Raw genomic sequence first — 15692 nt, forward strand, 5'->3', positions numbered from 1 at the left:
TCGCCGCGTCGGTGCCACTACGGTGAGACCGTGCGAACCATGCTCGGCCTCACGTGGCGCCTCCTCGTGCGTCACTGGCCGGCGCTGCTCGCGTGGTACCTGGCCGGGACGCTCGGCCGGTACGTCGGCCTCGAGGTCGCCGGGTACGTCGGCGGGTACACCGCGCTCGGCGGCATCCTGCTGCTGCCGTTGGCGATCCTCGCGAAGCTCATCAGCCTCGTCGCGATGTTCCTCGTGCTCCGCGACGGGATGGTGCGGCTCGGTGCGATCGCACCGCCGCCGACGGAGCCGCGCGCCCGACGGGTGGCGTTCCGCGACGCGATGCTCTCCTCGACTCTGCCGTTCATGGCGATCTACGGCGCGATCGGCCTCTTGAAAGCGGACTTCGCCGTCTACGTCGACACGGCAGCCCAGGTGAGACTCGGCCGCGGTCTGACCGGAGTGATCTCCGGCGTGGAAGTCGACACCTCGGGCACCGTCGCCTCCCTCACCTGGGAACCGTGGACCGTCGCCGTCGTGATCGCCGCCTTCGTCGGCCGGTGGGCGTGGGGGCGATGGAACACACGTCTGCCCCGCTGGACCGGGCTCGCCGCGACCTATCTGGAAGGCTTGTGGGTCTTCCTCACCGTGCTGCTGCTCGGGGACCTCGTCACCGAGGTCACGTCGTGGGTGCAGTCACGCCGCGCGATCGAGTGGGTCGATGGCCTCCGCGAGGCAGCCGGGTCGTTCTTCGCCCCGCTCGGGTGGGCCTGGGACACCGTCGCTCTCGTCGTCGGCGAAGTAGTGGGGTTGATCGCGCTTCCCCTCGCATGGTTGACCGTCGCCGGCGTCGTCTACGGCCAGGCGGTGGCGCCCCAGGGCGTGCAGTGGCGCGGGGATCTCGTGCAGCGTGCACGCGCTCGGTACGGCACGCTCCCGCAACGCCTGCGTCGACGTCTCGGCGACATCGGCTCCGGAGTCGGATCCCGATTCCAACCCATCTGGCGCACACTCGTACTCATGTGGCGCGGCGGGCCGGTCCTCGTCGGTGCCTACGTTCTTGCGTACGTCGTCGTCCAATTGCTCGACCCGCTCCTGACTTTCGGTCTGACGCGGGTGATCGGACCGCACGGCGTCGACGACTTCTGGCGCGCCGCCGGCGGGCTCCTCCTCGGTATCCCGGCGCTCGTCATCGAACCGATCCGGGTGTCGCTCATCGCGGGCGCATACGACGCGACGGTTGGTGCCCTCATCGGAGCGCCGGTCGTCGACTCAGGGCACGACGACGAGTCGAAGGTAGCGCGGCAGCTCGTCGATGAGCGTGAACTCGACGCCGAGCTCGCCGGAGACTTCGTCGGGAACGATGAAGGGCACGTCGATCGTGAAAGGCCCGTCCGGGAATGAGTCCCACTTGGGATCCGACGGGCAGAAGGTGTACAGGCTCGAATCCCAGCGGAGAAGCTGGTGGTCGGCTTCCCAGAGCCGCCCCTGACCGCTGAGCTCCCTGAGGACGGGAATCGAGCACGCGGTTGCAGCTCCGTGCCGATCGACGGGCACACTGACGGAGATGACCTTCGAGTCGGGAGCGAGATCGATGGCGGGGGACGAGACCTCCGCCGCCGTCGCCGGACCGAAGGTGATGCCGTCGAAATCGATCGTGCTCCCGGCTGCGGCGGTGACGGCGAACGTCGGTCGCCCCTGGACGCGCTTCCAGAACTCCCATCCGCCTGCGACTCCGACCGTCAGCGGTATCAGGATGACGACCGCGAGCAACGCACGTCGATTCCTTCGCCACCACGCACTCACAGTCCGCCTCCGACGGTCGGTCGAAGTTCGCGCGATCCCTGCCGAGGCACGTCGTCGAGGTCGACCGTCATCTCGGTCACGGAGTCGAGACGGACATCGCCGCCCTTCGGCGCGAATCGCAGAGTCGCGTGCTTCGCGTCGGCATCCTGAGGCAACTCGAACGCGAGGCTGCCGCTCGTCGTGATCCCCGCGCCGAGCGACTCGTCGAGAAGCGACTCGGGTCGCTCACTGGCCCGGTACGTGCGGCCGTCGATGATGAGGTTCGCGGTGGCGAGCAGGGCGAGCTCTTCGCTCGTTCTCGCCGAAACGTCGAGATCCACGACCAGCCATTCTCCCTCCGCGGTCCATCCGCGCGAGTCAGAGACGGCGCTCGCCACTGCGATGTCCACGACGGTCAGCACCAGCTGCGAGCCGACGGCCCGTTCTCCGACTCGCGCCTCCGTCACGAAAGAGGCTTCGGTGAGTTCCGTACCGGGGGTCACCTTCGCGACACCCCACGCGATGACCAGCAGGGTGATGCCGATCGTCCACACCGCCCAGCGCCTCACTGTCCCTCCTCCTCGGGCTGGGCGTCGGCGCCGGATCCGACGTCGGTCACCGGCACCGACACCCGCGCACTCACCACCGGGTCGATCCACACCTCGCCTGAGAAGACGATCTGGCCCTCTTGGAGGGTGAAGTCTCGGAGTTCGAGCTCGAGCTCATCGCCCGCAGCCAGTTCATCTGCGCCGATGATCCAGGTCACGACGAGCTCGGCCGGCAGGCCCGGCTGCAGCCACGGCTCCTTCGTCCCGTCATCGAACCGGGCCGCCGCTACGGGTACGGGGTCCGCGAGCGAGGGCGCGCGGAGCATCCCGGTCAGGGACGCGTCGTTCTCCGCCGGCACCGCGCGATCCCACGTGTTCTCGGCGGTCACGACGACGGCGAGGACCCGCTCTCCGTTCTCGGCGTTCGCCGATGCCCCGGCTTCGGGGAACGAGTCGATGAGCACCGCCCGCTCCACCGTTAACGCGAGCATGTCGTTGCGGTGCTCGTCGCCGGGCTGGAGGTTCGCGATGGGGGGCGCGGCGACGGCTTCGAGCCCGCCGAACGCGGCCGCCGCGCCGAGGAACACGGCGGTGACGATGCCGGGGAGCCACGCGGTGGGGACCCGGTCGGTGACATCGCGCAGCCACCGGGCATTCCGCGGGGAACGGATGCCCCGGGGCTCGTCTCCGGAGGCTGTCACGGCGTCATCCTAGCGACGCGCGCACCGGCATCCGTTCCTCTCATGCCGACAGCGCGAACTCCTCGGCCGGGGGCGGGGTCCCACGGGTGCGCGGCAACGACAGCCCGATCGTCGTCCCCCGGCCCTGCTCGCTCTCGATCGTGATCTCGCCGCCGTGCGCGTCGACGATCGACTTCACGATGGACAGTCCGACGCCGATCCCCTGTACGGCGTTCTCCCTCGCCGTGCTCGCCCGGTAGAACCGGTCGAAGACCCGCTGCTTGTCCTCGGCGCTTATCCCGACGCCGGTGTCGGAGATCGAGATGATCGCCCGTTCGCCGTCGCCGGCGACGCGCACCGTCACCGAGCGGCCGCGCGGCGTGAACTTGACGGCGTTCGTGAGGACGTTCTCGACCGCCTGCTCGATGCGGCGCGCGTCGAGTTCGGCGACGACGCCCTCGCCGTCGACCGAGAGCGTCACCCCCGCCTGGGTCCCGAAGGGCGTCACGACCGCGACGGTCTCTTCCACGAGCGCGACGACGTCGACGGGCGCGGGTGCCAGCACCATCCGCTTGTTGCCCGCGGTGAGCAGCCGCGCGACGCGCTCCAGCAGCACGTCGTCGTTGCGTGCGATCGCGTTCAGCGCCTGCGCGACGCCGAGCCTCTCGGCACGCACCAGAGCGACCGACACGATGTCGACGAGCGGCACGAGGATCCCCCACCGCGTCAGCAACCAGCCGCGTCGGGAGGGGCGGAAGCAGAGGGATGAAGGGGCCGGGGTTCGTCCACAACCCGGGATCGTGTCAGAGTACGGGGGTGGAGATTTCCGTGCTCGTGGTTGACGACGACGACGACATCGCCATGCTCCTCGTCTCCAGCCTCGACCGCGCCGGGATCGTGGCCGGCCGGGCCGGCAACGGCCGGGAGGCGGTCGAACGGGTCGTCGCCGACCATCCGCGCGTCGTGCTGATGGACTGGATGATGCCCGGCACCGACGGCATTCAGGCAGCGCGTGAGATCCGGGCCGCCGGCATCCCGCAGCCCCACATCGTCATGCTCACCGCGCGTGTCCACAGTTCGGACCGCGAGGAGGCGCTCCGCGCCGGGGTCGACGAGGTCGTCGCCAAACCCTTCCGTCCGCGCGAGATCGTCGCGCACGTGAAGGAACTGCTCGCCGCGGTGGCCTGACGGCGCTACGCCGTCAGCGGACATCCCCCCGCAGGGGGACGCGCATGTCGGCGGGTAGTGGCACTCTGAGACTCATGCTCGGAACCCTCCTGGTGCGCTACCTGCGCACCTACCGCTGGCTGGTGGTCGGGGTGCTGGTCTTCCAGTTCGCCTCCGCCATGGCCGCGCTCTACCTCCCCCGCCTCAACGCCGACATCATCGACAACGGCGTCACCCGCGGCGACATCGGCTACATCTGGTCGCACGGTGTCCTCATGCTGACGATCGCCCTCGGGCAGATCGTCGCCTCGATCATCGCCACGTTCTTCGCCGCCCGCGCCGCCATGGCCGTCGGGCGCGACATCCGCCGCGACGTCTTCCAGCGCGTCAGCGGGTTCTCCGAGCGCGAGGTCACGCAGTTCGGCGCCGGTTCGCTCATCACCCGCAACACCAACGACGTCCAGCAGGTGCAGATGCTGGCGATGATGGGCGCGACGATGCTCGTCACCGCGCCGCTGCTGGCCATCGGCGGCATCATCATGGCGCTGCAGCAGGACGTCGGACTCAGCTGGCTGATCGGCGTGTCGGTGCCGACGCTGCTGGTCGTCGGCATCCTCATCATCAGTCGGATGGTGCCGCTGTTCCGCAGCTACCAGAAGAAGCTCGACGCGGTGAACCGCATCATGCGCGAGCAGCTCACCGGCGTCCGCGTCGTCCGCGCGTTCGTGCGCGAGCGTATCGAGGAGGAGCGCTTCCGGGGCGCGAACACCGACATCATGGTCGTCGGCCGCAAGGTCGGGTCGCTGTTCGTCCTGATGTTCCCGCTCGCGATGCTCATCCTGAACGTCACCGTCGTCGGGGTCATCTGGTTCGGCGGCATCGAGGTGAACGAGGGGTCGGTGCAGATCGGCACACTGTTCGCCTTCATGCAGTACATCGGTCAGATTCTGATGGGTGTGCTGATGGCGACGTTCATCACGATCATGATCCCGCGCGCCGCGGTGTCGGCCGACCGCATCGGCGAGGTCCTCGCGGTCGAGGGCGGACTGGTGAAGCCCACCCAGCCCGTGTCGGCCTTCCCGACGCCCGGCACCGTCGAGTTCGACGACGTCACCTTCACCTACCCCGGAGCCGACGAGCCCGTGCTCTCGGGGGTGAGCTTCTCGGCCGCGCGCGGCGAGACGGTCGCGATCGTCGGATCCACCGGCGCCGGCAAGACGACGCTCGTGTCGCTCATCCCGCGGCTGTTCGACGTGACGAGCGGATCCGTCCGGGTCGCGGGCGTCGACGTGCGCGAGGCGGACCTCGACCGGCTGTGGCAGGGCATCGGCCTCGTCCCGCAGAAGGCGTTCCTGTTCACCGGCACCGTCGCCTCGAACCTGCGGTTCGGCCGCGAGGACGCCACCGACGACGAACTGTGGCACGCCCTCGAGATCGCGCAGGGTCGCGACTTCGTCGAGGAGATGGACGACCGCCTGGGCGCCCGCATCGCGCAGGGCGGCACGAACGTGTCCGGCGGGCAGCGGCAGCGCCTGTCGATCGCCCGCGCCATCGTGCACCAGCCCGACATCCTCGTCTTCGACGACTCGTTCTCGGCGCTCGACCTGTCGACCGACGCGAAACTGCGCCAGGCCCTCTGGCGAGAACTGCCGCAGGTGACCAAGATCGTCGTCGCGCAACGCGTCTCGACGATCACGGATGCCGACCGCATCGTCGTGCTCGACGGCGGCCGGATGGTGGGGGTCGGCACGCACGACGAGCTGCTGGCCACGAACGACACCTACCGCGAGATCGTCGAATCGCAGCTGGGGGTGGACGCATGAGCGCGCCCGAGAAGGAGATGACCGAGGAGGAGCGCCTCGAGGCGGAGCTCGCCGAACAGGCCCGCCTGAACAGCGGCGACTGGGACTCCGTCGCCCCCGGCAAGGCGTCGCAGTTCGGCCCGAGCTTCTTCCGCATGATCGGGCTGCTCTCGCCCTACAAGTGGTGGTTCGGTCTCGTCACACTCGCCGGCGCCGTCGGCGTCGTGCTCGCCGTGATCGCGCCGAAGGTGCTGGGCGAGGCGACCAACATCGTCTTCGAGGGGTTTCTCTCGAACTTCCTCGGGCAGAATCCGGCGCTGGCGGGGCTCTCGCAGGACGAGGCCGTCGCGGCGCTGCGCTCGCAGGGTCAGGACGATTTCGCGAACATCGTGGGCGCGATGCAGAACTACGCCCCCGGTGCCGGGGTCGACTTCGACGCACTGAAGGTCGTCATCACCTGGGTGCTCGTGATCTACGTCGTCTCCGCGGTCCTCACCTGGATGCAGGGCTATGTCATCAACGTGATCATGGTCCGCACGATGTGGCGCCTGCGCGAGCAGGTCGAGGCCAAGCTCAACCGCCTGCCGCTGTCGCACTTCGACCGCGTGCAGCGCGGTGAGCTGATCTCGCGCGTCACCAACGACATCGACAACATCACCCAGACGATGCAGCAGTCGCTCTCGGGCGCGCTGACCGCGATCCTCACGGTCGTGGGTGTGCTCGTCATGATGTTCTCGATCTCGTGGCAGCTCGCCATCGTCGCGCTCGTCGCCCTGCCGCTCATGGCGATCATCTTCGGCATCATCGGCCCGAAGTCGCAGAAGGCGTTCGGGGTGCAGTGGCGCAAGGTCGGTCGCCTCAACGCCCGCGTCGAGGAGTCGTTCTCGGGGCACTCGCTCGTGCGGGTCTTCGGTCGTGAGGCCGACGCGCAGGCGAAGTTCCAGGAGGAGAACGAGGAGCTCTTCCAGGCGGCGTTCAAGGCGCAGTTCCTGTCGGGCATGATCATGCCCGGCATGACGTTCATCGGCAGCCTGACCTACGTCGGGATCGCCGTACTCGGCGGCCTGCAGGTCGCGAGCGGACAGCTGCGCCTCGGCGACGTACAGGCGTTCATCCAGTACTCGCAGCAGTTCACCCAGCCGCTGTCCGAGCTCGGCGGCATGGCGGCGGTCGTGCAGTCGGGCACCGCCTCGGCCGAGCGGGTGTTCGAGCTGCTCGACGCCGAGGAGCAGGAACCGGATGCCGCCGACGCCCCCGCCCGGGGCGACGGGCGCGGTGTCATCGAGTTCGAGAACGTCAAGTTCTCGTACACGCCCGAGCACCCGCTGATCACCGATCTGTCGTTCCGGGTCGAGCCCGGGCAGACGGTCGCGATCGTGGGCCCGACGGGTGCGGGCAAGACGACGCTCGTCAACCTGCTGATGCGGTTCTACGAGCTCGACGGCGGACGCATCCTGCTCGACGGCCAGGACATCGCCGAGCTCTCCCGTGACGACGTGCGCTCACGCACCGGCATGGTGCTGCAGGACCCGTGGCTGTTCGCCGGGTCGATCCGCGAGAACATCCGGTACGGCCGCGAGTCGGCGACGGACGACGAGATCGTGGATGCCGCCGTCGCGACGCGCGTCGACCGGTTCGTGCGCTCGCTCCCCGACGGCTACGACACGATGCTCGACGAGGACGCCTCCAACGTCTCCGCCGGCGAGAAGCAGCTGATCACGATCGCCCGGGCGTTCGTGGCGCAGCCGGCCGTGCTGATCCTCGACGAGGCGACCTCGTCGGTCGACACACGGACCGAGCTGCTGCTGCAGCACGCAATGGCGGCGCTGCGCGAAGGACGCACGTCGTTCGTCATCGCGCACCGGCTCTCGACGATCCGCGACGCCGACCTCATCCTGGTGATGGAGCACGGCGACATCGTCGAGAAGGGCACGCACGACCAGCTCATCGCGGCGCAGGGCGCGTACTACCGGCTGTACCGCTCGCAGTTCGAGCAGGCGCACGACGACCTCGTCGACGCGCCGGTCGCAGAGGACGCCGCTCCGGCGGAAGGGAAGGCCGCGACGGAATAACGCGCTGTGTGCGTCGTTCCCCCTCAGCATGAGCCTGTACGAATCCGCTGTCTTCGGTGATCTGGATCTGTCCAACCGCGTCGTCATGGCGCCGCTGACCCGCACGCGTGCGGGCGACGACGGCGTGCCTACCGACGACATGGTCGAGTACTACCGCCAGCGCGCGGGCATGGGACTCATCGTGACGGAGGGCACATGGCCGGTGCGCGAGGGGATGTCGTACCTCGGCCAGCCCGGCATCGAGACGCCCGAGCAGGTCGAAGGCTGGCGTCGCGTCGCCGAGGCCGTGCACGCCGAGGGCGGCACGATCGTGATGCAGCTCATGCACGGCGGCCGTGTGTCGCATCCCGAGATCTCGGGCGTCGACCGTGTCGTCGGCCCGAGCGCGATCGCCTCGCCCGGCGAGGGACGCACCCGGGACGGCAAGGTCGCGCTGCCGGTCCCCCAGGAGTTGAGCACGGCGGAGGTCGCCGAGGTCGTCGAGCAGTTCGTCCAGGCGGCGCGCAACGCGATCGCCGCGGGGCTCGACGGCGTCGAGGTCCACGGCGCGAACAGCTACCTCGTGCATCAGTTCCTCTCCCCCGAGTCGAACGTCCGCGACGACGCCTACGGCGGGTCCCCGGAGAACCGCGCACGTTTCGCCGTCGAGGTGACCCGCGCGGTCGCCGACGCGGTCGGTGCGGGGCGCACCGGCATCCGTCTCTCGCCGCAGCACCAGATCCCCGGGGTCCTCGAGACCGACGACGCCGACGCGCTCGCGACGTACACCGCGCTCGCGCAGGGCCTGGCTCCGCTCGGGCTCGCGTTCGTCGACCTGCTGCACGCCGACCCGAAGAGCACGATCGTCCAGCGGATCCGGCACGAGGCGGCCGCACCGTCGATCGTGAACTCCGGCTTCGGCACGGTCACGACGCGCGAGGAGGCCGAGGAGCTCGTGCTCGAGGGCTGGGCCGACGCCGTGGCGGTGGGCCGACCTGCGATCGCGAACCCCGACCTCGCCCTCCGGTGGGAGCAGCGGGCCGAGCTCAACGAGCCGCGGCCCGAGTTCTTCTACACGGGTGGGGCCGTCGGCTACACCGACTACCCCTCGCTCGCCGAGGTGCGCGCGGAGCGCTGACACGCCTGCGGCCGGGTCAGTCGCCCGCGACGAAGTCGTATTCCTGGAAGTCGCGCACCTCGTGCTGCCAGCGGCTCTCGACGAATGCGACATGGTCGGGGTGCTCGTTGTACGCGGCGTAGGCGGCTTGGTCGTCGAAGAGCATCGTGAACTGCCAGCGCAGGTCGCTCTTGTCGCTGACCTGACGGTTGATGCGGAACTGCTGCACGCCGGGGATCGCCGACAGCGACCGTTGGGCGTCCGTCAGGAACGTCTTCTCCTCCGAGGAGCCCTCGGCGTGGTGCAGCGCGAACACGACGGTGTGCTGAATGGTCATGGTGACCAAGGCTAACCCCGCCCGGTCACTCGGCGGCGATCTGTCGGCGCACCTCGTCGATCGTCGCGAGGACCGAGACGACCTCGTCGTGAGGGTGCAGCGGCGACTCGACGAGCCCTTCACCGACGAACGAGGCGAAGGCCGTGGCCTGGTAGCCGAGGCCGTCGTGGACGGTGGGGAGCGCGTCGTCGTGCCACACCTCCTCGTCGGCACCGTGCAGCTGCAGCCGCAGACCGGTGGGGCCGTAGAACGGCGCGAGGACGTCGAGCCGCCCCCGTGAGCCGAACACCGTCGCTTCGACGGGGGTGACCGCGCCGAAGGTGGTCGTGAGCGCGGCCTGCGCCCCGGCATCCGTTTTCAGGGCGATCGTCGCGCTGTCGTCGACACCGGTGGGAGCGAGGGTGCCGACCGAGCGGATCGTGCTCGGCGGCCCGATGATGGACGACGCGAACGCGACGATGTAGACGCCGAGGTCGAGCATGGCGCCGCCGCCGAGGGCGGGATCGAACATGCGGCTGGTGGGGTCGAACGGGACAAGCGAGCCGAAGTCGGCGCGGACGAGGTCGATCTCGCCGAGGGTGCCGGCGGCGAGCACCTGCCGGATGACGTCGGCCTGCGGCAGGTAGCGCGTCCACATCGCCTCGGCGACGAGGACCCCGGCGGCGCGCCCCGCGGCCAGGATCTCGGTCGCGTCGGCGGCCGTGAGGGCGATCGGCTTCTCGATGAGGACGTGCTTCCCGGCCGCGATGGCCGCCAGCGCCTGCTCCCGGTGGAGCGGATGCGGGGTGGCGACGTAGACGACGTCGACCTCGGGGTCGCCGACCAGGTCCGCGACCGACCGATGCACGCGGCCGATGCCGTGGGCGTCGGCGAACGCGCGGGTCTTGTCGGCATCCCGCGCGGTGACGGCGACCGCGCGCTGCCCCGTGTGGGCGTGGAGGGCGTGCACGAACCGGTCGGCGATGCCGGTGCCGACGACACCCCACCGCAGGGCGGGGACGGCGGCGGGGTCGATCAGGCGGGGTGCGGGGAGAAGTGGCATCCCGCCATCCTGTCGGAACCCAGCGTCAGGCGTCGAGCAGTCCGTCGCGGACGACGACGACCTTACCCACGGTGCGGCCCGCCTCGACGTAGGCGAGCGCGGCCTGGGCCTGCGAGAGCGGGAAGGTGCGCTCGAGGTGCGGGGTGAGACGACCGGATGCCGCGAGCTCGACCAGCTGCGCCGTCGTCTCGGTGCGGGTGACGGCGGTGATCGGGCGGAACCGCCCGCGGGTGACGGCGGAGCGGAGGATGCGTCCGAAGGGTCCGAAGAAGGGATGCCCGTCGCCGCCGACCAGGGCAGCGGTGCCGCCGGGGGCGAGCAGGTCCCGGAGGACCGTGAGGGGCGGCTCGCCGGCGATGTCGACGACGGCGTCGAACCTGCCGCGGGGCAGGTCGCTGAGTTCGAGCGCGCGGTAGTCGAACGTCCGAGCGGCTCCGAGCCGCTCGAGCACGGGTCGCGCGCGCTCCCCGCACGTCGCCCACACCTCGGCGCCGCGGTCGGCGGCGAGCTGCACGAGGAAGGTGCCGACGCCGCCGCCCGCTCCCGCGATGAGGACGCGCGCGCCCGAGCCGACGCGGCAGGCGTCGAGGGTCTGCACGGCGGTGTTGCCGGCGATGGGCAGGGTCGCAGCGATCGCGGGCGCGACCGTCTCGGGCAGGCGGGTGAGTCGCTTCGCGGAGACGACGACGCGGTCGGCGAGGGTCTCGCGCCCCGACCCCACGACGGCGCCGCCGACCGCGAACTCGGTGACGCCGTCGCCGACGGCGAGCACGGTGCCGGCGACGTCCATGCCGCGGCCGCGGATGCGCGGTCCGCGGAGGCCGAGCGCGACGCGGACGAGTCCCGGCTCACCGCGCATGAGGTGGATGTCGCCGGAGTTCAGGGCGACGGCATCCGTCTGCAACAGGACCTCGCCGGCGCGCGGTGCGGGGACCGGGACGGTCTCGGGGCGGACGGCGTCGGCGGAACCGTAGCGGCGCTGGCGCCAGACGGTCATCGTGTCGGTCATGGGTCAGTCCTCCGGGTACTGGAAGGCCGCGTCGAAGGGGACGTCGAGGACGCGGACGATCTGGAAGGCCATCTCGAGCGAGGGCGAGTACTTGCCCTGTTCGATGGCGATGAGGGTCTGGCGGGTGACGCCGACGGCGCCGGCGAGGTCGGCCTGGGTGAGCCCGCGGTCGGTGCGCAGCTCGCGGATGGCGTTCGTGACGCGCGTGGGCTTGACCATCAGACGAGCCCGCGGCGGTAGGCGACGACGCGGGCGATGCCGCCGACGACGGACGAGAGAGCGAAGCCCGCATAGAGGGTGTTCGCGATCCAGAACGGGGCGGCGTCGATCGCGCAAAGGCCGATGCCGACGACGCCGCCGATGACGAGGAACGCGACACCGACGCGGTCGCCCATCTGCGTGATCGCACGGTCGCGTTCGTCGGCGGCGTTCTCGCCGCGGAGGGAACCGCCCTCAGCGACGACACCCCAGATGATCGTGACGACGATCGAGACGACGATGCCGCCGATGATCGTCCAGAGCATGGGTCCAAGCCAGTCGACCTCCGGGAGGGGGGTGGATGCCGCCCGCCCCGCGACGACTGCGGCGTACACCGCGATGGCGATGAGCGAGACGACGAGCCCGACCCACGCGGCGCGTTCTTCACGAGCCATGCTGCACCTCCGATGTCAGAAATGTTTGACATCAAGAGGATGACACGACGATCCGCTACGTGTCAAGAATTCTTTACTCGAGGAGCCCCATCGCGTCGAGTGCCTGCTGCAGGGCCGGCGCGATGTGCTCGGCGTAGGCGACGGTGAGGTGGGTCTGGTCGTACTTCGTCGGGATCGTTCCGGCGAAGGGCGGACAGACGTCGTCGGCGCACGTGAACGGCAGCGACGAGAGAGCGTGACCCCCGTCGGAGCTCGCGGACGACTCGGAGATCGCCTCCATCGTGCGCCAGGTGCCGTCGACGGCGCTGTCGCACGCCCGCGGCGACGAGGTCGGTGTGAAGCAGGCGGCGAGGCTGACGCCCTGCGGCGGCGGGGCGAGGAAGAGCATCCGATCGCCCATGTCGTAGGTCGCGGCCTCGCGGCGCTGCGCGGCGATCAGCGCGTCGGCCGACAGGTCCTGACCGGCGACCGTGTGACCGAGGGTGAAGGCGTTCGACATGACGACGAGGTCCGGGCGGTCGGCGAGGATCATCGCCCGCACGGCTGCCTTCCGCTCCTGGCAACTCGCCATCACGCGGGGGTCGTCGTTCTCGACGAGGACGTCGGTGAAGCGGCATCCGTACATGCCCATCGCGGTGACCCGGATGCCGCCGGCACTGTCGTCGGCTATCCGCCGGAACGCGGGCGCGTAGGCCATCGCGGTCGAGTCCCCGACGAGCCAGATGTGCAGGGGCGCGTCACCGCTCCCCCACGAGCACCCCGCCGGATCGGGCGTCGCACCCGGCTCGAAGCAGGCGTGCGCGGGGTTCGCGCCGGACGACGCCGCCATGACCTCGTCGAGCGACGGGGTGAGCGTCGGCCACGCGTCGGCGGTGACGGCGGCGGCGAGTTCGGCCCGCAGGTCTGCGCCGGGGTCGCCCGCGACGGCGGGAGCGGATGCCGCGGGTGCGGCCTCGGGCATGGTGACACGCGGCCCGTGGCCCGACGCGGTGACCCACAGAGCGCCGGCGAGCGCCACGATGACGAGTCCCGCGGTCGCGAGGAAGACCTGCGCGCCGAAGCGGTCGCGCCAGGCGCTCATCCGCGCGGGCTCCGCGGCGATGATGGTTTCGGCCGGTGCCGGCGCGGTCGCGGCGACAACCGGCGCCTGCACCGCCGGCGGCGCGCTCGGGCGGGTCTGTCCGGGGTAGTACCGCGTCCCCGGCGTCCATCCGGCCGGGCGGGTGGTCGCGGCGAGCACCGGCGAGGGCGCGGCCGGCGCCGAGATCGGCTCGGGTGCGGATGCGGCGGGCGCGGCGACCCGCGGCATCCCACCGAGGAACGGTGCGTACCGCAGCGGCTGCTCGACGATGAGGTACGACGCGACGCCCAGGACGAGCGAGGCGCCGAGGACGATCCAGAGGCGGAGTGCGGAGGCCGGGAGCAGCACCTCCGCGAAGACGACGACCGGGAAGTGCCACAGGTAAAGCGAGTACGAGGTGTCGCCGAGGAAGACCGCGACCGGGTTCGACAGCGGGACGAGGTGGCCATGGCGGGCGTCGCCGCCGACGCCTCCCGCGAGCACCAGCGCGGTCGCCGCGACGGGCGCGGCCGCCCACGGCGCGGGGAATCCGCCGGCGGCGGGGTCGATCAGCACGAGCGAGGCGACGATCGCGGCGAGGCCGGTCCACTGCAGCGCGCCGCCGAGGCCGCGCGGCAGGCGGCGCAGGAGCGGTGCCAGCACGGCGACGAGCGCTCCGACACCCAGCTCCCACGCGCGGGTGAGGGTGGAGAAGTAGGCGACGGTCGCCTGGGTGTCGGTCTGCACGAGGGCCCACGCGAAGGATGCCGCGACGACGGCAAACGCGACCGCGCCGGCGACGAGGCGGATCCGACGCCGACCGACGATGCCGAGCAGGAGGAGCAGCAGCACCGGCCAGACGAGGTAGAACTGCTCCTCGACGGAGAGCGACCAGAAATGCTGCAGCGGCGAGACGGCGCCGGTGTCGGCGAAGTAGTCGGTGCCCTGCGCGGCGAAGTTCCAGTTCGAGGTGAGGGCGGCGGCCCAGGCCGCATCCCACAGGGTCTGCTCGCCGCGGGTGCGGTTGAAGAGGAACCAGCCGGCGATCGCGACGGCGATCAGGACGACGAGGGCGGCCGGCAGCAGCCGTCGCGCACGTCGCGCGTAGAACCCGGCGAGCCGTATGCTGCCGCTCCCCCGCGCCTCGCGCAGCAGCATCCCGGTGATGAGGAAGCCGGAGATGACGAAGAACACGTCGACGCCGAGCACGCCGCCGGCGGGCCACCCGGCCGCGTGTGCACCGATGACCGCGAGGACGGCGAGGGCGCGCAGGCCCTGGATGTCGCGGCGCGGTGCAGCGGAAGTCGGGGTGTCGGTGTCCATGTGGAGCCGACGGAGAGTCTATGGGATCGGTCCCACGTCGGCAGGCCGGGACCGCATCAACGGGCGGTCCCGTGGCCGACTCGCCTACTTCGCTTTGACGGTGAAGGAGATCGTCGGGCCGAGCGTCCGCTTGAAGGTGCTGCCCTTCGACGGCGTGAAACGCACTGAGAGCGAGTGCGATCCCACTTTCAGCTTCTTCGACAAGGTCAGAGACCCTTTGCCCTTGGTGATCTTCGCAGTTCCGACCTTCGTCGATCCGCTGTAGACCGTCGCCGTCCCCGAAACGCGCGAGCTCACGGAGACAGTCAGCTTGGCGGGGGCCTTGCCGTACACCTGCGATGACTTCGAGACACTGGCCTTCACATCGGGCGCGTTGCCCACTTTGAGCGTGAGCGGTTCGGTCACACCACCCGTCACGTATCCGTCGCCGACGACCTTCAACCGCAGTGTCGCGCTGGTGTACAGAGACTGGGCAGTGATCGTGGAAGTCATGACGTCCGGGTAGGTGGCGTACTTGTCTCCGACCCATTCCCACCTCTTCGACACGCGTTCCTGCAGCTCGACGGGGTTGTCCACACCGGGCCACCCGACGCGGATCTTGAGGGGCTTCATGTCGGCGCCCTTCTTGACGTACCACGTGCCGGTGGGCCATCCGGAGAAGGACGTCTTGCCTTTGCGCACCTTCAGGGTGACCGTCGGGCTGTAAGCCTTCGTGTAGGTCACGTAGTCGTACTCAGGTCCGTAGTAGTCGCTCTCCGAGTCTGTCCGGAAACGGATCTTGTACGTGCCCGCCGGGAACGCGGTGTAGTCGTTGGCGATCTCATTGAGATCGACGGCCTCGCTCGTCGTCAGGCACTCATCGCTGGTGGCGGGGTCATAGAGGAAGAGCGAGCTCTTCTCCCGCCACTTGCCTTCGTCCCACAGCTCGACGTAGACGTCGCGGCCGCATCCGGGGACCTTGACGGTCACCGGCGCCTCCGCGTACGGGTTCACCGTGATGGAGGTATGAGAGACCGTGACACGGCCCTCGATGACGTCGCCATCGGCGGCGATCGCGGCGCTCGGCGCGACGATCGCCGCCCCCACCAGCCCGAGTGACGTGATGATCGCGACGAGCGCGCGGCGCAGACGTGTCATTG

The 15692-nt window shown here is 70.2% G+C and carries 15 protein-coding genes; 5 read left to right on the plus strand and 10 right to left on the minus strand.

Translation table 11 applies throughout. The features are described from left to right. Positions 1-39 precede the first annotated feature (39 nt). Positions 40-1383: a hypothetical protein gene (locus Q9S71_RS12575; RefSeq protein ID WP_311863293.1), complete on the plus strand. Its 1344-nt coding sequence runs from the start codon at positions 40-42 to the stop codon at positions 1381-1383. Positions 1384-1781: 398 nt separating this feature from the next. Here the strand turns inward: Q9S71_RS12575 and Q9S71_RS12580 are convergent, their stop codons facing one another. From Q9S71_RS12580 to Q9S71_RS12590, 3 genes are read right to left on the minus strand one after another with little or no spacing between them, the layout of a single operon-like run. Then, positions 1782-2333 (minus strand): DUF4352 domain-containing protein, encoded by a 552-nt coding sequence (locus tag Q9S71_RS12580; RefSeq protein ID WP_311862671.1) that lies wholly within the window; start codon positions 2331-2333, stop codon positions 1782-1784. Then, a complete protein-coding gene (locus tag Q9S71_RS12585) occupies positions 2330-3013 on the minus strand; it encodes a hypothetical protein (RefSeq protein ID WP_311862673.1) in 684 nt (227 codons plus the stop codon). The genes Q9S71_RS12580 and Q9S71_RS12585 overlap by 4 nt, the downstream gene beginning before the upstream one ends. Positions 3014-3053: 40 nt before the next feature. Then, positions 3054-3725, minus strand: a complete 672-nt coding sequence (locus tag Q9S71_RS12590; protein WP_311862675.1) for a sensor histidine kinase — start codon at positions 3723-3725, stop codon at positions 3054-3056. An 83-nt stretch (positions 3726-3808) separates the two neighbouring features. Between Q9S71_RS12590 and Q9S71_RS12595 the strand changes: the two genes are divergently transcribed. From Q9S71_RS12595 to Q9S71_RS12610, 4 genes are all read left to right on the plus strand, one after another. Then, entirely contained in the window at positions 3809-4180 is a 372-nt protein-coding gene (locus Q9S71_RS12595) for a response regulator transcription factor (RefSeq protein WP_311862677.1), read from the plus strand. Between the two features lie 74 nt (positions 4181-4254). Beyond that, on the plus strand, positions 4255-5982 hold the full coding sequence (locus tag Q9S71_RS12600) for an ABC transporter ATP-binding protein (protein ID WP_311862679.1): 1728 nt from the start codon (positions 4255-4257) through the stop codon (positions 5980-5982). After that, complete coding sequence (locus tag Q9S71_RS12605; protein ID WP_311862681.1) at positions 5979-8033, plus strand: ABC transporter ATP-binding protein; 2055 nt, start codon at positions 5979-5981, stop codon at positions 8031-8033. Before Q9S71_RS12600 ends, Q9S71_RS12605 begins: the two co-directional genes overlap by 4 nt. Positions 8034-8061: 28 nt before the next feature. Continuing rightward, on the plus strand, positions 8062-9150 hold the full coding sequence (locus Q9S71_RS12610) for an alkene reductase (protein WP_311862682.1): 1089 nt from the start codon (positions 8062-8064) through the stop codon (positions 9148-9150). Positions 9151-9166: 16 nt separating this feature from the next. On the opposite strand, the gene Q9S71_RS12615 is transcribed toward Q9S71_RS12610, so the two are convergent. The 7 genes from Q9S71_RS12615 to Q9S71_RS12645 form a co-directional block, all read right to left on the minus strand. Next, complete coding sequence (locus Q9S71_RS12615) at positions 9167-9466, minus strand: Dabb family protein (RefSeq protein ID WP_311862683.1); 300 nt, start codon at positions 9464-9466, stop codon at positions 9167-9169. A gap of 25 nt (positions 9467-9491) precedes the next feature. Continuing rightward, positions 9492-10508, minus strand: coding sequence for a Gfo/Idh/MocA family protein (locus Q9S71_RS12620; protein WP_311862684.1), 1017 nt, complete (start codon positions 10506-10508; stop codon positions 9492-9494). Positions 10509-10533: 25 nt separating this feature from the next. Then, positions 10534-11517, minus strand: coding sequence for an NAD(P)-dependent alcohol dehydrogenase (locus tag Q9S71_RS12625; protein WP_311862685.1), 984 nt, complete (start codon positions 11515-11517; stop codon positions 10534-10536). A 3-nt stretch (positions 11518-11520) separates the two neighbouring features. Next, positions 11521-11736 (minus strand): helix-turn-helix transcriptional regulator, encoded by a 216-nt coding sequence (locus tag Q9S71_RS12630; RefSeq protein ID WP_184216259.1) that lies wholly within the window; start codon positions 11734-11736, stop codon positions 11521-11523. After that, complete coding sequence (locus tag Q9S71_RS12635; protein WP_311862686.1) at positions 11736-12170, minus strand: hypothetical protein; 435 nt, start codon at positions 12168-12170, stop codon at positions 11736-11738. Before Q9S71_RS12635 ends, Q9S71_RS12630 begins: the two co-directional genes overlap by 1 nt. Before the next feature lie 73 nt (positions 12171-12243). Further along, positions 12244-14553 (minus strand): acyltransferase family protein, encoded by a 2310-nt coding sequence (locus Q9S71_RS12640; protein WP_311862687.1) that lies wholly within the window; start codon positions 14551-14553, stop codon positions 12244-12246. Between the two features lie 84 nt (positions 14554-14637). After that, a complete protein-coding gene (locus tag Q9S71_RS12645; protein ID WP_311862688.1) occupies positions 14638-15690 on the minus strand; it encodes a hypothetical protein in 1053 nt (350 codons plus the stop codon). Positions 15691-15692 lie beyond the last annotated feature (2 nt).

The organism is Microbacterium gawkjiense (genome assembly GCF_031932225.1).
Lineage (GTDB): Bacteria > Actinomycetota > Actinomycetes > Actinomycetales > Microbacteriaceae > Microbacterium > Microbacterium gawkjiense.